General features: G+C 62.0%; 18 protein-coding genes and 5 pseudogenes. 6 read left to right on the forward strand and 17 right to left on the reverse strand.

Annotated elements, in window-relative coordinates:
* Positions 1 to 6 precede the first annotated feature (6 nt).
* From K6K41_RS21080 to K6K41_RS21095, 5 genes are read right to left on the reverse strand one after another with little or no spacing between them, the layout of a single operon-like run.
* Positions 7 to 909 (reverse strand): Dyp-type peroxidase, encoded by a 903-nt coding sequence (locus tag K6K41_RS21080; protein WP_261402130.1) that lies wholly within the window; start codon positions 907 to 909, stop codon positions 7 to 9.
* The gene (locus K6K41_RS21085) at positions 906 to 1,355 is read right to left on the reverse strand and encodes a hypothetical protein (protein WP_261402131.1); all 450 of its coding nucleotides are present in this window, start codon (positions 1,353 to 1,355) and stop codon (positions 906 to 908) included. Before K6K41_RS21085 ends, K6K41_RS21080 begins: the two co-directional genes overlap by 4 nt.
* On the reverse strand, positions 1,352 to 2,263 hold the full coding sequence (locus tag K6K41_RS21090; protein WP_487308377.1) for a hypothetical protein: 912 nt from the start codon (positions 2,261 to 2,263) through the stop codon (positions 1,352 to 1,354). The genes K6K41_RS21085 and K6K41_RS21090 overlap by 4 nt, the downstream gene beginning before the upstream one ends.
* Positions 2,220 to 2,420 (reverse strand): hypothetical protein, encoded by a 201-nt coding sequence (locus K6K41_RS31050; RefSeq protein WP_487308378.1) that lies wholly within the window; start codon positions 2,418 to 2,420, stop codon positions 2,220 to 2,222. Before K6K41_RS31050 ends, K6K41_RS21090 begins: the two co-directional genes overlap by 44 nt.
* Positions 2,342 to 2,809, reverse strand: coding sequence for a phage tail protein (locus K6K41_RS21095; RefSeq protein ID WP_261402133.1), 468 nt, complete (start codon positions 2,807 to 2,809; stop codon positions 2,342 to 2,344). The genes K6K41_RS31050 and K6K41_RS21095 overlap by 79 nt, the downstream gene beginning before the upstream one ends.
* A 320-nt stretch (positions 2,810 to 3,129) precedes the next feature.
* Here K6K41_RS21095 and K6K41_RS21100 point away from each other — a divergent pair, with 320 nt between their 5' ends.
* A complete protein-coding gene (locus tag K6K41_RS21100) occupies positions 3,130 to 3,300 on the forward strand; it encodes a hypothetical protein (protein WP_261402134.1) in 171 nt (56 codons plus the stop codon).
* Between the two features lie 133 nt (positions 3,301 to 3,433).
* On the opposite strand, the pseudogene K6K41_RS21105 reads toward K6K41_RS21100, so the two are convergent.
* Positions 3,434 to 3,805: pseudogene (locus tag K6K41_RS21105) on the reverse strand (ATP-binding protein); the annotation flags it as partial.
* Between the two features lie 695 nt (positions 3,806 to 4,500).
* Between K6K41_RS21105 and K6K41_RS21110 the strand changes: the two are divergent.
* The 4 genes from K6K41_RS21110 (at position 4,501) to K6K41_RS21125 (ending at position 9,184) form a co-directional block, all read left to right on the forward strand.
* Entirely contained in the window at positions 4,501 to 5,862 is a 1,362-nt protein-coding gene (locus K6K41_RS21110; protein ID WP_261402135.1) for a B12-binding domain-containing radical SAM protein, read from the forward strand.
* Positions 5,863 to 6,529: 667 nt separating this feature from the next.
* Positions 6,530 to 7,141 (forward strand): radical SAM protein, encoded by a 612-nt coding sequence (locus tag K6K41_RS21115; RefSeq protein WP_261402136.1) that lies wholly within the window; start codon positions 6,530 to 6,532, stop codon positions 7,139 to 7,141.
* A gap of 451 nt (positions 7,142 to 7,592) precedes the next feature.
* Positions 7,593 to 7,769, forward strand: coding sequence for a hypothetical protein (locus K6K41_RS21120; RefSeq protein ID WP_261402137.1), 177 nt, complete (start codon positions 7,593 to 7,595; stop codon positions 7,767 to 7,769).
* Positions 7,770 to 7,801: 32 nt separating this feature from the next.
* Positions 7,802 to 9,184 carry a hypothetical protein gene (locus K6K41_RS21125; RefSeq protein WP_261402138.1) on the forward strand — a complete coding sequence of 461 codons (1,383 nt, stop codon included), beginning with the start codon at positions 7,802 to 7,804 and terminating at the stop codon, positions 9,182 to 9,184.
* A 253-nt stretch (positions 9,185 to 9,437) separates the two neighbouring features.
* Here the strand turns inward: K6K41_RS21125 and K6K41_RS21130 are convergent, their stop codons facing one another.
* The 5 genes and pseudogenes from K6K41_RS21130 to K6K41_RS21145 all read right to left on the reverse strand — a co-directional run bounded on the left by K6K41_RS21130 (position 9,438) and on the right by K6K41_RS21145 (position 12,955).
* Complete coding sequence (locus K6K41_RS21130) at positions 9,438 to 10,316, reverse strand: SDH family Clp fold serine proteinase (protein ID WP_261402139.1); 879 nt, start codon at positions 10,314 to 10,316, stop codon at positions 9,438 to 9,440.
* Positions 10,317 to 10,543: 227 nt separating this feature from the next.
* Complete coding sequence (locus K6K41_RS21135) at positions 10,544 to 10,885, reverse strand: ubiquitination-like system serine protease family protein (protein WP_261402140.1); 342 nt, start codon at positions 10,883 to 10,885, stop codon at positions 10,544 to 10,546.
* A complete protein-coding gene (locus K6K41_RS21140; RefSeq protein ID WP_261402141.1) occupies positions 10,882 to 11,844 on the reverse strand; it encodes a HesA/MoeB/ThiF family protein in 963 nt (320 codons plus the stop codon). Before K6K41_RS21140 ends, K6K41_RS21135 begins: the two co-directional genes overlap by 4 nt.
* Positions 11,845 to 12,261: 417 nt before the next feature.
* Positions 12,262 to 12,653 (reverse strand): annotated as a pseudogene (locus K6K41_RS30710) (E2/UBC family protein).
* A gap of 14 nt (positions 12,654 to 12,667) precedes the next feature.
* A complete protein-coding gene (locus K6K41_RS21145; RefSeq protein ID WP_261402142.1) occupies positions 12,668 to 12,955 on the reverse strand; it encodes a hypothetical protein in 288 nt (95 codons plus the stop codon).
* A 100-nt stretch (positions 12,956 to 13,055) separates the two neighbouring features.
* On the opposite strand from K6K41_RS21145, the gene K6K41_RS21150 reads away from it, so the two are divergent.
* Entirely contained in the window at positions 13,056 to 13,244 is a 189-nt protein-coding gene (locus tag K6K41_RS21150) for a DUF6290 family protein (protein WP_261402143.1), read from the forward strand.
* A 24-nt stretch (positions 13,245 to 13,268) separates the two neighbouring features.
* On the opposite strand, the gene K6K41_RS21155 is transcribed toward K6K41_RS21150, so the two are convergent.
* The 6 genes and pseudogenes from K6K41_RS21155 to K6K41_RS21180 all read right to left on the reverse strand — a co-directional run.
* Positions 13,269 to 13,874 (reverse strand): RES family NAD+ phosphorylase, encoded by a 606-nt coding sequence (locus K6K41_RS21155; protein ID WP_261402144.1) that lies wholly within the window; start codon positions 13,872 to 13,874, stop codon positions 13,269 to 13,271.
* Positions 13,871 to 14,545, reverse strand: a complete 675-nt coding sequence (locus K6K41_RS21160) for a hypothetical protein (RefSeq protein ID WP_261402145.1) — start codon at positions 14,543 to 14,545, stop codon at positions 13,871 to 13,873. Before K6K41_RS21160 ends, K6K41_RS21155 begins: the two co-directional genes overlap by 4 nt.
* Before the next feature lie 415 nt (positions 14,546 to 14,960).
* A pseudogene (locus tag K6K41_RS21165) lies at positions 14,961 to 16,026 on the reverse strand (IS110 family RNA-guided transposase).
* 178 nt (positions 16,027 to 16,204) lie between these two features.
* A pseudogene (locus K6K41_RS21170) lies at positions 16,205 to 17,481 on the reverse strand (bifunctional folylpolyglutamate synthase/dihydrofolate synthase).
* A 198-nt stretch (positions 17,482 to 17,679) separates the two neighbouring features.
* Positions 17,680 to 18,438: a SulP family inorganic anion transporter gene (locus K6K41_RS21175; protein ID WP_261402146.1), complete on the reverse strand. Its 759-nt coding sequence runs from the start codon at positions 18,436 to 18,438 to the stop codon at positions 17,680 to 17,682.
* Positions 18,439 to 18,469: 31 nt separating this feature from the next.
* Positions 18,470 to 19,506, reverse strand: a pseudogene (locus K6K41_RS21180) (SulP family inorganic anion transporter); the annotation flags it as partial.
* Between the last annotated feature and the right edge of the window lie 62 nt (positions 19,507 to 19,568).

Raw genomic sequence — 19,568 nt, forward strand, 5'->3', positions numbered from 1 at the left:
TCTGCCCTAGCGCAACATGACGGCGTCTAATGCCGCGGAGAGCAACTGCCTGACCTTCCACAACCCTAACTTCGGAGCTGGATCGGCAAACTTCCTTAGGGCCGATCGTGCGGGCGCGAACAGATAGGCGCCCCCTGTGGGCGTTATCCAAGGGTCGACTGGGGCAGTGAAAGTAACATCGCCATGAGGACCCGACACTGCCATCGTCCTGACCCCAACTCCGCGACCGACAAGCAGATCACTTCCGCGCCCTGGGTTGAGGTCGCTATTCATCCATTGCTGAGTGAGGAACTCGAACTTCTCTCGGATTGACGACTGGTAGGCGAGGAACGCCAGCCCACGCTCCGGATCGCCAGGCGCTTCGTCGAACGGGCGTCCGAAGGGGACGCCACGCCGCAAGATTCTCGGGATCTGCAGCACATCCTTAGGCCCCTTGCGCGGGTTCACCTTTCGGATGTGCGCGCCAAGCGGACAGACTGAGCCGGCTTGGTCAGCGAGAAAATCGAAAGTGTTGTCGGGGGTTTGAGTGCCTGGGTCCGCCGCCTGCCCCGCCACCGGGACACCGGATGGCCACCGGCCGACCAAATACGCCCCGACGATTGAAGGTGATATGCCCGGCCAGGCTTGGGCGAGCACAGCGGCCTGGTCGGAGCAGAACTTGCGAAAGGCGCCGACATTCTGCTGCAGTCGACGGAAGACGAGCAACGATCCATTGTCGGTCACGCCACGCGGGTCGTTGACTGGGAGAAAGGGCGGGCCGCCAGGCGCCTGGGGGTAGCCGAAGACAACCGATCCCGGTTGAATCTCGCCTATCGTGTCATAACCGATCACTCCGGGCTGAGAGATCCCATCGCGAAAGCCAAAGTGCTCATGGTCATCTAGGCGACGAAGCGTCTCCCGGTAGCTCACCTCGAGACCGGCAGCCTGAGCGCTTGCACAGCGGCGCTTTCGTCGTTGGAGGCCACGATCAGAAACACGTCGACAGGCGCGCTCGGGCTACCAACTTTCCAAGCCTGTGGGTCGGTCGCGTCGTTCAGGATCGACGGGGCCCGCTTCACCATCCCGCCTTTGAAAGCATTGTCGTTAATGGTGACCTGCATCCACTGGAGGAGCCGACCTCCAACCGCGAGCCCGAGCCAAGTCACTTTGGATCCGGAGGCCTGGATCGCCGATCTCCCTGCGCGCACTTCGCTAACAACAGTGACGTCGTCGGCCCGTTGCGAAATCCACCTGGCCGCCGCCTCGAAAGAGGCAGGCGTCGGATTCGTCAAAGCGATCAGGACTTGGATGTCGGTATTAAACCCGGCAATGACGTTCCCTTGGATCTCGCCCAGCTCGAGCGCCCTAGCGTTCATCGCTTGTGAACCCGCACCCGAAATGGCGCACTCATCGCAAGCGAAAGAAGCGCGGCCTTGGGGACCGGCGCCGCGACAGGAGCCGGTTCGGCGGGATCCGGGAGGAGATCCGTATAGAGTGAATCGTATCCCTCGGGACACTCGCCGTTGGTGAGGGCCTTTTGTTCAGTGCCGTGTTTTTGGCAACAGGTTTTCTCGCACCCGACCACCGGTCCAATTGATGCATCGGCGCGCTTCCACCGGGTGACAAACAGGTGGACGGACAAAAGTTCGGCGATCTGTCCCGGATACTTCACGGGATCTCCGCCGATCAGGAGGTCGCTGATGGTCAATTTCTCGGTCGATGGAATCTCAAGCTCAAGCCTCAAAGTGCGAGGCGCTGTTGTACCGAATCCTTCGCCCCTGACCTCGCGCCACCACTCCTTCGGCACCGGCGTCTTGTTGTCGGGCAGCAGCAAGCCATCCGCCACGCCCGCGATATAGAGGCCGACGGGATTGGCGAGCGTGTAGCGATATCCCGCCAGCACCTGCGCATAGGCTTGGGCCGAGATCAGGGGATCGCTGTTGCGGTTCGGGTTCCCGCCAGCATTACAGCAAAGCAATTTCTCAGGATCGGCACCGTCCAGAGTTGTGCCGTCGACCTTCTTGCGGGCGATCCCGGATACCCCCGCCAGATTCACCTCAGCCCCAAGGGAATTGGCGCGGTGGGATAGGTGGACGATGCCGGGATTGATGTTGAAACGATTGCGTGGATTGAGCCCGCCCGGCTCCGCGACTGTCTCCGTTTCCCCTGAGGCCGCGGGGCTCCAGGGCGCAAACTGATTGCCCGTGTAGCGACGGTACACGCCATCCCTCGCGCGCAGGTCATCGGCGCTGATCGAGGGCGTTTCGGTGAACTCTCTGTAGATTTCGACGACGCGGACTTCGTCTGAGCGGAAATAGCTCTTGGAAGTAGTCGTAGCCCTCGGCGACAAAAGCGATCTTCGTCATCTTTTGATCGGGCGTCCATCGAGCGGCCCACTCAAGGTACTCATCTTGCCGGTCTCGCACCGGCAGGTGCAGCACATGGCCGTGCCGGTCAACGAAAACGCCGGCCCGGTGATCTTCGTCACCCAAGTGTTCGACAGCCCGATAGATGCCGTCGGCGTCCCCATCTTTTGGCGGATATTCGTCCCAAGGCACGCGGCGCTAACGGCGCGCGGGAAGCCATTCCAAGCCTGCACGGGGATAGTCTCGGCACCCGCCGGAACAGCCGTGGCGCTCGGATCGACATAGGCCAGCGAGGCAATCGCGGCGGCAAGTTCGGCTTCGCTCAGGCTCGAGGGATCCGGCACGGCCGTTTGCAGAAGGATCGAAATGATGTCCTGAGCCTGGCCAACCATGTTGGAATGCCAGTTCCAAGGATTGCGGAAGTCCTTCAGGCCACCAGGCGCCTGATACATCCAATCGGTCATTCGCTCCTCCCCGAGCCTTGCAACCCTGACGTTAATTGACCTGTGCGATACAGCCCTGACAACAGCGTTCTTCGATTGACGAGCCGTCAGCACGCGTTTTGCGCGTACCTGCCCATACCCCGAACCGAGGCGGCGATTTGGGGGGTAGACCTCCCCATCGATCTTAGCCGCAGCAGCGGCGTCAAATGCCTCCGCCCGAGGGTCCACACGTGGACGGGTTAGGAGGTCCAAATGCACACGATCGCAATCGTTAGCCAGAAGGGCGGCGCCGGAAAAACGACCTCGCTGTGAACCTGGCCTCAGCGGCTTCCGCCGAATTCGTGACGCTGATCGTCGACACCGACCCGCAGGCGACCGCTAGCCGCTGGAGCCAATGGCGAAGCGGCGCCGATCCTGAAGTGGTCGATTCCGGCGCGCCGTCGCTGCTCGCTGGCAAGCTTGCCAAGTCTGCCGAGCTTGGCGCTCAACTGTCAATCGGCGCTGAACTTTGACCCCTTCTCGGCGTCCAATGTTGCCCCCCTTGGAGCTTGGTGAGCGGTGTCGATCCCCGCCGGCGCGGAGCTGGTCGGGGTTGCGCAGCGCCGGCGAGATCGACGTCCAGTGGGCTGGGTTCGGGGACGGAGCTCAGGCGCGGGTCTTGAAGCGCCAGCTCTCGTTGCCGGTCTCGACGATGTCGCTGTGGTGGGTGAGCCGGTCGAGCAGCGCTGTAGTCATCTTGGCGTCGCCGAACACGCTCGGCCATTCGCCGAAGGCGAGGTTGGTGGTGATGATGATCGAGGTCTGCTCGTAGAGGCGGCTGATCAGATGGAACAAGAGCTGGCCGCCGGACTGCGCGAACGGCAGGTAGCCGAGCTCGTCTAGGACCACGAAGTCAAGGCGGCCGAGGTAGTCGGCCATGCGGCCCTGGCGGCCTGAACGGCCTTCTGCCTCGAGCTTGTTGACTAGGTCGACCACGTTGAAGAACCGGCCGCGCGCGTCGTCGCGGATGCAGGACCGGTCGACCGGTCGACTGCTTGAACTGACGCCGATCCCTATTGACGATGTCAAGAATGCAAGCCAAAGTTGAGTGGAAGAGCGAGGACCTGGAGGCGGGGATGCTCGAGAGCGGCGCTTCTAGTCGTGAAGCAGTTGCTACGTGTGACCCGCGCAGAGGGTGGCGCGTCGCTCTCGTCTACCCTCCATTCGATGACAAACGAGATCGCTCGGCCTACTATCTGGCCCCACCCCTAGGCCTTCTTTACTTGGCAAGCTACCTCGAGAAAGAGGGGCATGTCGTCGAGATCCACGACCAGATATTCGAACTCAAATCTGGAGCACTTCAAGCAGACTGCACCCTTTACCGACACGTGCTCCGAACGCATTCTCCGCACTTCTCCTGTTCGTTCTGCACTCAGTTTTAGCACTCAATGCACCACGAGCCCCGGGGCGGTAAATATTGCTCGCCTAATCAAGAAGGAACGCCAAGACATTCCCGTGATCTTCGGAGGTCACGACGTTTCGTTCATTGCTGACCGTTATCTGCGATCATTTCCAGAGATAGACTTTGTGCTAGCCGGCGAGGCTGGCTGTCTCTGCCCGCGCTGATTGCGGCCTTGCAAGACGGCTTGGACACCGCTTGGATTCCGGGACTTTTCGCCAGACGGACCGAGAACATCAGCTCCAGCGCGGTTCCGGCAAGGCGGATCAGAGAGTTGGACGAGCTGCTCCAACCTGCGCTTCACCTTGTTGCCCCCCTTTCCGAATATTTCTTCCATAGTCGACAACCTACGATCTTGGTCGACAGCGGGCGCGGCTGTGCATTCTCCTGCGAATTCTGTCAGACGACGCTGCTGAACGGAACAAAAGTCCGGTATCGTGGCGTCCCCTCGCTTGTGGCCGAGCTAGCCGACTACAGGCAAAAATACGGACCTTACGAAGCATATTTCGTCCACGACCTATTCACCGCCCGGCGCGACTTCGTCGAAAGCCTTTGCGATGCGCTGATTGAAGTCGATCTCGGCATTACCTGGCAATGTCGCTGTCGGCTCGATCAAGTAGATCGGCCACTGCTCGAAAAGATGGCACGCGCAGGCTGCCGCATGCTCCTCTATGGAGTCGAGTCAGGCTCCCCCGAGACGCTAGCTAGGATGAATAAGCGCGCGAAGGTCTCTCATCCTAAGGCTATCGTGGAACGCGTGGGGTGGACTGTCGAGGCAGGCATTTTTCCCTCGCTGTCCATGGTGGTTGGTACGCCCGAGGAGACATTGGGAGACCTCGACGCGACTATGGCGCTTGCCCACGCCTTCGTCCGCTTAGGTTCCGTTAACGCCTTTATTCAGTTGATGAGCCCTCTCCCGGGCACGGCCTTGGCCGCTCGCGTCGAGCACCGTTTTGCGTACCACGGGTCGAACGCTCCGACTGCTTTTTCTCAAGGCATTGAGTTCCTGTCAGGCCAGCGCCTCGCCGAAGATGAGATGCTGATCCAAGAGCATCCCGACATTTTTCAATCCTTCCAAGCCGTTGTTCCCGACCATGGTGACTTAGACCTTTGCATCGACATTTCACTGACTTATTGCAAGCTTCTCGAGATTTATCAGCGAAGCTTTGGCCGCCTCGCGGAGCTTGCCGGGCTCACTCATCTCGGCCTGTTTCGAGCATGGCGAGACGGTTGGCTGACAGTGTGTCGCGCCGGCAATTTGGCCGGCCAGCGCGATCATGACATCTGGAATGCGTTCGAGCGGTTCATCGAGGATTTTGGACGCGAAGAGCTGCAGAGTGACGGTCCTCTCGGAGAGGCGTATCGGTTCGAAAAAGTCCTCCGCCTCGTTAGCGAAGGACCGCCCATTCAATCGGGTGCGGGCACTACGGTGAAGCCCGCGCGACTCCAGCTCGCAGACGGCGCGCGATTGTTCGAGTCGCGCGAAACCATCGAGGGGTTCTCGCCAGCGCAGGCCGCGCTCATTTTTGCCACGCCCGACCGGCTTCACGTCCTGCCGTTAGGGAGACGAGCAGGCTCTCGTCCATGCGACTTTAGACGAACAAATCTGGGGCGCTCTTTCGGCCAAGTCCCGTGATCGCCTTCTCGCCTCACTGGATCACCTCGTGCGCCTTGGCGTGCTCGTAACCGAGGCCCGAGACGGATCGGCGGCGCTGGTCGACCTTTGTATCGAGGTCGCGTGATGTGGAGTGGCCGGATTGCGCTAGTAAACCCGCCAACGAGCATCGGCGCCGCAACTTACTTAGCACCGCCGCTTGGTCTAGCGCAGGTCGCGGCTGCCCTCGAGAGGCGTCGTTGGGGATCACAGGTCGATGTGCTCGACCTTGCCCTAGAGCTTGGGGAGGGCGCGCTTCCAGTTGGGCCAGATCTCCTAGCCGCCGCGACGGAACGTCTTCTAGCAAGCAGTTACGATATCTATGCCTTCTCTGTCCAATGCTTCAACCTTCCGATAGCAGCTGCGATCGCGACCCGACTCAAGCGTGCCGCTCCCCGCGCGAAGATCATTCGGCGGCCACCATGCCGGTCTCGCGCAGGACGAGATCCGTGCTTGCCTATCGGTCGACGACGTGTTGGGCCGATCGGCCGAACGAGAAATTCTTGGGGATGACAGCTTCCTACTGCCGCCCGCGCTCCACAAGCTTCCGGAGTTGTCGCGCTACTGGGCGTTGAGCCCACACCCAGCGGGTCTAGTCGAGACTGGGCGTGGCTGCCCGTTCGACTGCTCGTACTGCTCCATCCCTGCCGTGTTCGGGCGCGGTAGCGCCCGAAAGCCAGTTGCAACCGTGATGGCAGAGATCGCGGCTTGGCGGCAGGCGGGCTTCAACACAGTGCATCTTGTCGATGACACCTTTACGCGCAGCGCCCGGCAGCTCGAACCGCTCCTCTCCGCGCTAGGCGATGTCGGATCGGATTTTGCTTGGACGGCGATGACCCGCGCGGACCTAGTCAACCCCGCGCTGCTCTCCTGCCTGGGACGTTCGGGCTGCGTCGGCTTGCTTTATGGAGTCGATACGGGGAGCCCAGAGGCGCTAGCTCGCCTGTCGAAGCGAGCGGTCCGCTATCCCGACATCGCCGAGCTCGCGCTATGGAATGTGGAGGCAGGCATCGCCCCGACGTTCTATTTCCTCATCGATCTCCTTCGCGATACTATGCACGATCTAGAGTTGTCGCTGGCTCAAGCCGCTCGTGCCTCCGCAGTCGATCCGGGAAGCGTCCGCCTCATCTGGTGCGTATCGTACCTGGAACGCCCCTCGCCCGCGAAGCAGGATATGCATTGCATACTAATTTCGAGGCACCCTACGCTGACACGTTGCGGGCGACCGTCGGCGACGATTGTGACGAAGTTTGGGGCTTGATCGCCCGGCACCCGTCAGTGTTTTCAACCTACTTTGCGGCAGCCGCGGCGACAGGGCGGGCACCCGCAAACGCTTTGGCCCGCTACGGGTCGGATCTGATCGAAGCGTTTCCTTTAACGATCCTCGAGATCTGTTCGGCCCGCTGCATGAAGCCTGTCCTTCTCGGCTTTACGGATCGCGTCGGCGTAGCGAGAAGCTTACCGGCGGAACAGGTCAAGGATGCATTTGCGGAAGCAGTAGACGCTGTTACCGAGGCTGGAAGCGAGTTTCTCGCTTACGAGCGTTGGCGCGCTTCGGGCGACGCAAAGCGCTTGTCGTCTCGCGTCGACGCGTCTAGCGCTCGCCGAGCCGCTATCGTCGGCGTTCCGACCGTCCGAGACACTCTTTTGCGAGAACCGCGGCTTTACCAGGTTGCCGCGGCCTAAAAGCCAACCTGGTGGAGGGAGAGCAAATGGGCACGTCAAACACGCCAAATGAAGCGACCGGCAAAGAAACGCTGGACGAGAAGGTCCAGAAGCTAGAAGAGCGCCTCGATAAGCTCCTGTCCGGGGAAATCGACCTAACGGTCGTTGAGCTCGGCGATCTGCAGGTTTCGCCGCGCTCGAAGCTTCGCGTAGCGTGCGAGTAGGAGCGATCTGCTCCAGCATCAACAGTTCAGGCGTGGGCGAGCTTAACTCATTCGCGGCTCCGCGCGTTTACGCTCTGGATGTCATCATCCCGTCCGTAGGGTCGGGACGAGTGTCTCCGATTGTCGTCGACTTCAATGGGAGCCGCAGCGGGCTTTCCGCAGCCGAGGCCAAGTTCGGTGATTCTCGCATCGAAGTAGAAGTCCTCTCGGCACTTGCCGAGGCCGGCGCAGGACGGGTGCTCGCACCCGTTCTGCGCCGGTCCCCGGTACTGCGCGAGCAGATCTCGCTTGAAACGATTCTACGCGTCGACAGATCGTCAGCTGGCATCGGGCGCGCGCGCGATGCCTATATGCCCGTCGGCCGAACGTTCGCGCTAGACGCTGAAGAGCGTGTGGCGAAGCTCGCGCGGCGCATCGGCATTTTGTACGAAACGCTCATTTTTGACTGGGTGCCCGAGCGACGCACTCTCGTTGCTCATGGCCCAAAATCCCAGACGATGAACGACTGGAGCCCCGGAACGGCAGTCGTCTGGCCCTATACTTGGGACTGGCGCGCATTTGCGTTTCCTGCCGCTTCGCGGCTTGTCAATCCGCTCGCGCTCCAACTGCTCGCGACGAACAAGCTCTTCCTTGCGGCCGCTGACGAAGCCAGCCTCGTCGATCACGGAGCCTCCTATTCCGCATCGACAGCAGCGTTCGGGTTCCTGCGCGACGCCGGCGAGTGGGTTGAAAATACTCAGCGGACCAGCGCGAACAATTCTGGGCTGTGGGTAGTGAAGCCGGCCCAAGGCCGACGCGGATTTGGCGTCGCCCTATGCGGAGCGAACGGCTTAGTTGACTATGCTCGTATGGCCGGGATCGAGGGGGATGCCGCCTCACTTAAGCGTGGCCTTAAAGCGTTGGCAGCCGCCTCGCTGGCCGGCGACTTGCCCGAGGCTCTGACGCTGATTCAGCCTTATGTCTCGCCATCGATAAGGCGCCATCCCGATACCGGTTTGCTGCACGGCACCGTGCAGCGCGCGTGCGTGCTCTCCGACGGCCGGGGCGCTCGCTGCATCGACGTGACTTCAGTGCTCTTCCGAGAACCACGGGACGCAATCGCCCGTTCCGAAATGCGCGAGGCGCGTCTAATGACCGCCCAGTCGCGCCCTATTTGCCTCTCGCCGCGGCCTGATGAACATGACTCGGTGGCCGCTGTGGCAACCCGCTTTGTCGATGCAGTGGAGCAGTATGCCCGCTCTATTCCTCAGGAACCATTGGCGGCGGTTCGGCACGAAGCTGTCGAGACAGCTCGGTTCGCGGATCGAACCTTCCAGATCGCCTGCACACCGGTTGTCGAAGACGCCTGGCACTACGGAACTCCTCTAATGGCGGTTTTCGCGCAGACGTGTGCCCCAAGGGATGCCATGCCGTGATACCAGATTATGCTCTATTATGATTTTGTTCTTCGTCTAATTTACTAGAAATATGAAATTCCGTCTCGAACGACTTATCTTGGCGCACGGCGACTGCACGCCTTTGACCGCGGATGACCCTTTGACGACGTTCACAACGTCCATAATTCGCTTGGCAGCCAGCGATCTGATCGAAGATTCTCATTGGCTCATTCTCCGCAAGCGACGATGACGTTTAGGGGGCTGCAGCGCTGATCGACTGGCCAACTCGCGGCTAGGGCTCAAACGTCTGAGAGACGAACACTGACTCGAACAGCTTCTTGTCGGTCCGGACGACGAGCCGCTGCAGACAATAGAGACGCCATACCTTGTCCCAGAGGGGGGCTGTCCGCGGGACATACGTGACGGGGAGATTGAGATAGTCTCTAGCCTCCTCCACGCTGATGCGTTCGCCGTGCGACTTCCATTTCTTTTCGGTCAGAAGCTCGTCGGCGACTTTGGTGGCGTTTGTATTGTTGTTCCGGAGGAGCAGCTTTTGGGCGATCGTGCGCGCCCGGCTTTCTTGCCCCTGGAATTTACGAACGACGAAGGGGTCGAACTGTCGTAACATTTCTAACGAGACGACATCGGCCCGATCCTTGGCAAGCTTGTCGGAATACTCATAAAACGCCGCCAGATAGGCGGTGACCGACATTGGCATCAGTGCGCCCGTCTGACTCTTCAGCATCACCTGCGGGTCGATTTGTCCGAGCTCTGAGCTGTCGCTCATGAGCAGTTCGTTGGCCCCAAGTGCGATGAGGGTCCCAGCGCTTTTTGCGTAGTCAGGAATAATCACCCGAAGATTTCCCGTCGGCCCGATGCTGTCAAAAATGAAATGGATGAACTTGTCCGCGGCGTCGATGTCGCCGCCCGAGGTGTGCAGCATCAGATCGATGCTTTGGCCTTGAACGATGTTGTGCAGCAGGTCGACGAGACCAAGAATGTCGTCGCGCTCGATCTCCCGCTTGTCGCCGCTGATGTAGCAGAGCAACCGTCGGCCGGTCTCCCCTTCAATCGCCTCGATCTGCGCCCTGCGATGATATCGCGCCGCCTCAAAGGCTTCGAACAACGGCGTCTTCACATAGTGTCGCGGCGCAGGCGCGGTCTCGACCACTTCAGGGTCTGTTTGCGGATCCGGCTTCGAGGCGGCGCGTTGCGTCGGTGTCTTGTCACGCCGGGCGGTTTTCGATCCAGCTTCCGGCCTTTCCGATGATTCCGGAGGCGCCTTAAGCGACGGACTGCTCGGCGAGGTCTTGCCTTTTGAACGCGCTTTCTTGCTCTGGGACGCAGTTCTGGTCCGTCGCCCCCCGTCACGACTTGAAGTTGGCTTTCTGGGTGACGTCATCGATCGCTATCCGCCGCCCACGCCGTCCGGCCGTTGCGCACATGATAGTGACAGCGCCGCCCCCGCGTCTGGGCGTCGACGCTCGGTACGATGGTGTAGTGCCAGCGCTCCGCAACCGCAACGCGCCAGAAGGGTTTTCGAGAGTCGTCGAGATTGAGCATGATGCGGTGTTGGCGACCGCAGGGACAATCAAAGACCGCCCACTTCGGCGCGTCGGCACGGCCGACAAGCACGACCCCGCGTGCCGGCATCGTTTCGGGGACCTCATCAGCCGCCTCGACCACGTCGACCTGCCGCCACGGCTGAAACGGGAGCCAGTCCCACCACCGGATGCTCATGCGTCGGGCCAGACATGTTCGAGGAAGGGATCAGCCGAGCCGAACCCAACTTTGCCAGATGAAGGATTGCAGTAGTGACCCGGGCGGGGCGCGGCGGCGTTGACTGAGATTTCGCGGTCGTGCCACCGCAACAGTATTTCGCTTGGTCGGGGATCGGGGCCGAACCCGATGAGGCGCTCGAGCAACTCGGTCACCGCCGCCGACGCCACGGCTGTCGTGAATGTAACGACAGCCGGCTCGACGCCCCCCAAAGCCGGCGCGTACCCTTCGCCGGCAAGACGTTGACGCTCCTCTGGAGTCATCTGCTCGGCCGCGGCTCGGCGAAGGTCGATGCGGTCGCGACAGATCAGGCAGGCCGATCCCGGCACCAGCAGCGTAATGCGACCATCGATGCCGGTCAGCATGCCGTCGGCGTCGGAGCTGATCAGCACGCCCACGTCGATGACCGGCGTCATCAGGTAAGTCGAAAGCCTCGACAGCACCAAGCGGCCCGCATTGTCGTCCGTACAGCCGAATACGACGTCACAGGCCGCAAGCTCGCGCGCGACCCGTTGATTGGTGATCATCGCCTGCCGGATGGAGCAGACCAGCTCCGGCGCGATCCGAAGCAGATGGTCTCTCGCGACGTCGACCTTTGGGCGGCCGACATCGGCTGGCGTCGAGCCGTAGACCCGTGTCACGTTGCTGTCGCTGAGCACGTCGTTGTCGAACAGCGCCAGACGGCGAACGCCGAGACGGACCAATTGCTCGCAAACGGCCGAGCCGGTCCCGCCAACTCCCACGACGCCGACTGTCAGCGCGCCGAGCGTCGCCTGTATGTCAGCCCCGAAGGCGCGGACGCTTCGATCGAAAATAGGCGGGACAGCAGCTTCGGGCGCATCGAAGGCCTGGGTGAACTTCCAGCCGTCGCCGACCTCCCAACACCGCGAAATCGCGATCGGCGCCGTACTCAGGATCAAGTCGGCCGGTGAAACTGTAGCCCCCCGGTCGCGGCGAGACGATCATGGAGGCATACCAAGCCACGTCGGCGCGAGTGCGGAAAAGGTCGCCGATCAGGCGATCCACGACCGCGTCGCGGCGACTGGGCGTAGGGGCCGCAGCCTCGCCGGGATGAGTATGTAGCCAGATCGGCAACAGCCCCTCCGCGTCGGCCGCGCCCAACGCTGGAATGTACCCTTCGGACGTCAGTCCCATGCCATCGGACTGCCGATCGACATATGCGGTATCCGGAGCCCAAATGACGCGCTGGCCGAGCAGCCGGATCTCGCCGGACTGCTCCACAACGCGAGCGAGAAGCACTCCAGCTGTCTCGAGCGGCTCTCCCGCAACACGAGCGAGTTCGCCTGCAAGCTCGTTGCGGACGACGAGGGTCGCCATCATGACACGGCCGCCAACCGTGCGGCCGCGGCCAACTCCCGCCTGACGATCGCGAGGTAACTCTCGACGCAGTCGATCCCAGCGCGCCACTGTCCGGGGTCGAGATGGCGGCTCCATCTCTGCCACAGGCGGCCGAGATGGTGTTCACGCGCCTCGGTCGCGGCGATGATCGAACCGTTGCTCCGGCTGACATGGGATCGAACCACCACATGTCCGGAGCGAGGTCGGGATATCCCGGCATAAGCCGAAGCAGGAGATCCGCCGCCGAAACATTCAAACCGCCCGGCATCGGGAAGTTCGGGATTACGACGCAGAGGGCGCCGCCTTCCATCTGGACCTGGTGAGCAGGAAAGCGCTCCGCCAAAAATTCGGCGTCGTTCTTCGGCAACATCGTGGTGCCTCCGCTTAACCAGGATTGATCTGGGCCGGCGCGGTGAAGAACCGCAGACCATGCGCCATGGTCACGATGGCGTCCGCCGTAATCTTGAGATCCGACCCGCCGGGAACGACCTGAAAGAGGTCGCGGTCAGGTCCGATGTCCGGATCGGGCAAGGTCCGGAGCCTCTCGGCAGAGAGGGTTTCCTCTCGAACCTCATACACGGTGCGGTCGATCTTGATCTGGAACTTCGGCTTGGGATCGGGCTTGGGGTCCGGCTTTCCGCCGGATCCCGAATGAGGATCGTTGCTAGGCATATGAAACCTCCGTTAACTGACACCGTGATACCACGATACCAGACCTCTTGACAACCACCGCAAAAGTCCTCAGTTTTCAGCTATGAAGCCCGCGAAAGCCATGACGATCCGCTTGTCCGCCGAGCAAGCGGAAGCTCTCGAGACCGTCGCCACCGTCAAGGATTTGCCGGTGTCGGATGTCATCAGGGCCGCGATTTCGAATCACATCGAGACGCTGCGGCGGGATCCGGGTTTTCAGGACGGGTTGAAGGCTCGCATCGAACGCGCAAGCCGGCTGCTCGAGCGCTAGTCGGCGCTCTGTGGTCTATCTCGATCAGGCAGGCGCGAGGCCGACCTCGTAGGGATCGGCAACTTCCCAGAACCAGTCTGTGTCGAGATACACGATCCTGCTCGCCTCACGGACGGCAGGAAGTGCGCGATCAAAGACGGCGAAGCATGTCTGCCCGTCGTCATGCCGAGACCTGTATGCGATGCCGTCAGCGTTGACGGGATGCGCCTGCAGCTTTGCCGACCACGCCTGGGACAGATCGTAATTCTCTCCCGCGTGCGTCACCTCGGCGGTTGCGCCGAGCACCGCCAGTCCCGGTCCTTGAAGTTGAACGAACGTCGTAGGGCGGGTGAACTCGAGCTCCGCATACGCCTTGCTCGTTAGAAGGTCCGGCGGAATTAGGCGGCGCCCAGGCTGGCGCAAGAACGTTTCCGCGAATGCGCCCGATGCCGTTTCGGCGGCGTACAAGACGCCATAGGACCCGTCCGGCGCATTGAGACGGCCATCAAGGCCGGTGTCGAAATAGATCGGGTCGTATCCAGCCGTGAAGAACCTGGAGACCCGTGCGCCAGCCGGAAGCGTGATCAGCAGCGGAGACCGTCGCGCGAGGTCCGCCGGCGGGTTGGGGCGCGGAGTGGGTCTTCGGCTCACGCGCCCTGTTGGCCAACGCGTCGCGCAGCCGCCACGACGGAGTCGACCTTACCGGCCTGCAACGCCGAGATCGGGGTTTCTCCGCCGAGCCCGTCCTGAGGATTGATCAAAAAATTCAGGATAGCCCATGCGTTACGGGTCGGCAGCGCGGCCTGAACCTCTTTCAGCCCTCCAACCACCTCACCGTTCGCGTCGAATTGGACGGTTGGATATCGGCGTCGGTTGCCAGGGCCGGGAACCGCGAGCAGGCCGCCTTCTTTGACCTTCTTGTCAACCGACTGGCGGCTTAAGCCGCCGAGCACCTTCTGGACTTCGGCGAGGCTGAAGGCGCCGCCTGATTCCGCTAGGTCGTTCAACGCGTGATCGAGGCCACGAAGAATTGCGCGCGCTCGCGCACCGGGCTCGAAAGGAGAAGCCGACGCCGATTCGTCCCGGCCGCTCACCGCGGGCTCTGGAACGAGCGCCGAGGCCTCGTCACGGTCTTCGAGCCAGACGCGCTTGTACGAACGCACCTGAAGGCCTGATACGACGTTCTTTGACAAGACAGTGAGTTCATCGCCGTCAGAAAGATCGGCTGCGAGCGAGCGGATGCGGTCGAGCGGAACGCGGTACTGGTGAACGCGATCATCCTCGCGAAGCCTTATCCGGGTAGGTTTTCTGTTAGCGACCAAAGCGGTTCTCCTCACCCATATCAGATCGGGTGATTGCGAAATCGTGTCAACTTGGTCAACTTAGTCAATCTCCGATTTTTGCCAAGCGGCATGCGGTGTGACGTAGAAGCGTCCGCTCAGCGGCAACGAGCCAAGGTCCATCCGGCGCTTGTCGGCTCGAAGAAACTGTTCCGACCTGACCCATATGTATGGACCGGCTGCTGTTCGCAACTGAGGCGTGCTGGTGCGGAAGTCGCTGATATGTATCCGGCCTGTTTGATCGGCTCGCGGGCCGTGGCCTTGATGGGAATACGCACGCGCATTTGGTCTCATTAGCGGACAGGTCGCCAAGCGACCCTAAGGGTCATCAGACTCCGAGCGCGTTGATCGATCCGTTCCATGCAGTTCTCGGTCGCGAACTTAACGAGGTACGGCTTCAGATCGCCGTAGCCTCAACAGGGTGAGCGTCGAACGCCCTGTCATGACGTAGAACGCTCCAGGCGATGCGGGCGAGCTTGTTGGCCAGCGCCGTCGCCAGCTTGTTGCGGTGAAGGCGCGTCGCCGCTTCCTTCAGCCACGATCCGAAGCTGAACCGCTCCCAGTTCTGCGGCCGCATGAGGATGACGTTCGCAGCCTGGATGAACAGCGTTCTCAGATAGCGGCTGCCGCGTTTCGAGATGCGCCCGAGGATCGACCTCCCGCCAGTGCTGTACTGCCGCGGCACAAGGCCGAGCCAGGCGCCGAAATCGCGTCCGCGTTCGAAGGCTTCGCCCGTTCCGATCGCGGCGACCACGCCGGTGGAGATGAGCGGCCCGACACCCGGCACGCTCATCAACCGACGGCAGTTCTCTTCGGTCTGGCTGATCTGCTCGATCTCACGGGTGATGGTCTCGATGCGTTCGTCCAACCAGAGCCAGTCCTCATAAAGCCCAAACGATCAGGTCGTGCATGCGCGGCGAGATCTCGCTCTCCCTGTTCCTCAAGATCTCGAACAGCGAGTTGCGCAGCGAGCGCGAACCTGTCCTGACCGCGATGCCCTGTTCGATCAGGAAGGCGCGGATCTGGTTGATGGTCGCGGTGCGGCGGGACACCAGCCGCGAGCGCACTCGATGACAGGATTGGAGATCGAGCTGATCCTGCGTCTTCTCCCGAACCAGGTTTAGGTTCGGCCGCAATGCCGCCTCAGCAATCGCCTCTGCGTCGTTGTAGTCATTCTTCTGGCCCTTCACGAAGGGCTTCACGTAGATCGCCGGAATGATCCGAGGCTCATGGCCGAGCTCACGCAGCGTCCGGCTGACAAAGTGCGCGCTCAGACAGGCCTCCATTCCGACGATGCAGGGCGGAAGCGCCCTGAACGTCTCGACGAGGGCAAGCCGTCGGATCTTCTTCCGGAACGCGATCTTCCCGTCGGGGCCAAAACCCACGACGTGAAAGACGTCCTTGCCGATATCGATTCCGACGGATGTCAGCGCGGGCGTTGTGGTTTCGCGGGTCGTTTGCATGGGCTGCTTCTCCAGGTCTTCGCGGGCAACAGCCTTGAAGGCTAACCCGCCGAGGGAAGCAGCCGGTCCATCCCATTAGCCGACGTTCAGGAAGTCCGCTGTCGGCAGCCCCGGAGACACGAAAACGAAGCTTCGGCCATTATTCCAGAGCGCATCAGCGCGATGAGGCGGCGACCAATTAAGAAACGTCGCTTCCATCGAGCGCCAACGCCTCGCCAGCAAGGTGAAGCGACCCGGTGATTAGAATTCTTGGCCGGTCCAGCCAACTACGTTTTGCAATCAAATGCAGTGCGTCCGCGATCGATCCCGTCGCTTCAGCGACGTAGCCTGCCCTGCGAGCGGAAAGCACGACTTCACTTGCGCGCTGGCTGGCGACCGCCCTCACTGGAACGGCGATAACCGCGGGTGCATGGCGGGCGAACGCTTCGAGAAATCCGTCGGAGTCTTTGGTCCGCATCATGCCAGAGATGAGTACGAGCGGACGGCGGGAGGCTTGCTGGAGTTGGTCGAGCGTCAATGCGATCGCTCGGCCTCCGTCGGGGTTGTGTCCGCCATCGAGCCAGATTTCGGCGTCCATCGGAGCGATCTCTGCGATTCGTCCGTTCTGAAGCGATTGCATCCGCGCCGGCCATTTCGCGCGCAGCAGTCCGGCTTCTATGTGCCGAACCTCAAGAGCCCAGTCCGCGCATGCCCTGGCGACCGCTATGGCGCAGCCGGCGTTTTCGATCTGATGCGCGCCGATCAGGCTGGGAAGCGGCAAGGTTAGCCGTCCTGTCCTGTCTTCAAATATGAACGCGTCGCGCGCCTCGTAGGCGAGCCAGTCCCGACCAGCGACGTGAAGCCTGGTGCCGACCTGGGCGGCCGCCCGTTCGATCGTGGTTAGCGCGTCCGGTTGCTGATGGGCGATGAAAGCGGGCGTTCCGGCTTTCAGAATGCCGGCCTTCTCGCTTGCGATCGAGCCGACATCGTTCCCGAGAAACTCCCGATGATCGAGGCTGACCGAGGTGATGACGCTCGCCTTCGCGGACGGAATGACGTTCGTCGCGTCGCATCGCCCGCCAAGTCCGACCTCAAGCAGGAGCACGTCGGCGGGAACCTCGAAAAGAGGAGTAGAGCGGCCGCGGTCGTGATCTCGAAAAAGGTTATCGGTCGCCCGTCATTGATGCGCTCGACTTCTTCAAAGGTTTTCGCGAGCTGGCGCTCGCTGACGAACTCGCCGCCGCCTTTGCCTCCAAGCCGGATGCGCTCGTGAAACCGAAGCAGATGGGGAGAGGTGTAGGCGTGAACGGCCAATCCTCGGGCTTCCAGGATCGCTCTCAGAAACGCTGTCGTCGAACCCTTTCCGTTGGTCCCGGCCACCTGCACGGTGGGGGGGAGGCGCCTTTCGGGATGACCAAGATCGGCGAGCAAGCGCTGCATCCTCCCCAGAGAGAGCTCGATCTCCCTAGGGTGCATGCTCAGGAAGCGCGTGAGGAACGCGTCGCTGCGGCAAGACGGTTTCGCGGCTTCTTCTCCGAAGATCACGGACACACTGCGCGGGCTGGCGGTGCGTCGGCCGGTTCTGGCGGTCCCTGTCGAGGCGCTGGAGGAAACTCTAGCGATCATGGATGTTAGCCTCTCGCCGTTGCTCGGGCGTCGACCCTGACACGCGTTTCACGAGCCAGCGTTCGCCGCCACCTCTTGGGACAAATGCGCCGAGCCGCATTCCATGAACGCGCGGATCTTGCAGGTCTCGCAGATCTTCGGGTCGAGGCGCTGGTAGATTTTGGAGATGGCCTGTGTCTTCGAGTAAAAGATGTGGTCGGCGCCCATCCACTTTAGAAAGCCGGTCCTGGTCCAAAGCTCGAGCACTGGCGCTCTCGGACGGTGAAAGTAGATATCGCCCCCGATGGCGCGCCGGCGGGCGGCTTCCTGCCTCCACAGTTCTGCGCCCGCCAGGTCGACGAAGTTCATGCTTCTCGCCATCACCAGTAGATGCTTCTGATCGGGCGACCGCAGCCTAAGTTGGTGTAACTTGTCGCCGACGAATTGTGTCGCGCCGTAATAGGTGGCGCCCTCGATCCTCAACATCTTGAGCTGCGGACATTCGGCGGGCGCCTGTTCGAATTCATCGAGCGGCGTAAAGCGCCGCGAGGCGTCTGATGGGTCCGGCGTCAGGATTCGGAAGTGGGGCCGTGAGGTTCGCTGCAAATAAGCCGCGAGAGACATGCCTGCGCCGAGCATGATGGCGATGTGGAACGGCAGAACCGCCATGGCGCAGAATGTCGTCGCGGCGATCGCGAAGTCGACCCGGTTGAGACGGGCGAGTTCGACGAAGCGAGAAAAGTCGAGGAGGCTCCACGCCGTGTAGATCAGGAGTCCGGCGATGGCGGCTGTCGGAAGTTGCCGCAAGGGGGGCGGCGACTGCGACAAGGCCCATCAGCGCGGCCGCTGCGAAGATCGCGGCGGCCGGCGTCTGAGCGCCTGCCTCGAAGTTAGGAAGGGAGCGGTTGAGCGAACCGCAAGACAGGTAAGAGGAAGACAGGCCTCCGAACATGTTCGATAGGCCTTGGCCAACGAACTCGCGATTGACGTCTATGCGTTCTCCGGAACGCGCAGCGACCGCCTTTGCGATCGACACCGACTGCCCGAGCGCGATGACCGCAAGCGCCGCGGCGACTGATGCAAGGCGGGTCAAGTCCTGGAAGGGCGGCTCGGGGATGGCGAAGGACGGATCGCCGTCGGTATGGCGCCGATCACCGAAACCGCTTCTCCGCCGATGCGGAGGTTCAGCGCCTCCGACAATGCCCAGCCCACGAGCAGCCCGATCAGCATGAAGGGGATTTTCCGTGAGATCGCGCGCAGTCCGACAGCGACGACAAGGGTGGCCAAGCCTACGCTCGTCGCCGACCAGTTGATCGAGCGCCAGTTCTCTACGACGCCGACAAGCGCAGCTCCTGGCCCGTGACCGCTGGCCGACGGCAGGCCGAGCATATCGGGCAGCGCGTAACACGCGATCAACGCCGCCGCTCCGCTCGTGAAGCCGAGCAGAACGGCCGGCGAAAGGAAATCTGTCAGGCTGCCGAGCTTAAGGGCGCCCACGGCGAACTGGATGATCCCGACCATGATCGTCACCGCAAGGGCGAGCGCGATGTAGTCCGGGCTGCCGGCCATGGCGAGCGGGCTGACGGCGGCGAACATCGCGAGGGAATTCGCGTTGGTCGGGCCGGACACGACATGAGAGCTCGACCCGAACACGGCGGCGACGATCGTCGGCACGATCGCGCTGTAAAGCCCGTACTGGGGGGGCAGGCCAGCAAGCGTCGCGAACGCGATGCCCTGTGGCAGCACGAGCAGCGCGCCCAGCAGCCCGGCGACGAGATCCGCCTGCATTGTGCGTAGCGTTACCCGACGCCACCATCCGGACGTGATCGTCATGCCGACCTCCCCAGCGTATGGGCAGGCGTTCGGGCGCAACGGGTCGTCGCCGCTCCAGCGCATGGAGCGGCAGGGTGCATGTCAGTGCCAGACATCGTCGATCAGATGCGTTGAGGCGCTAGGAT

The sequence above is a fragment of the Chenggangzhangella methanolivorans genome (genome assembly GCF_019797865.1).
In the GTDB taxonomy this organism is placed as follows: Bacteria; Pseudomonadota; Alphaproteobacteria; order Rhizobiales; family Methylopilaceae; genus Methylopila; species Methylopila methanolivorans.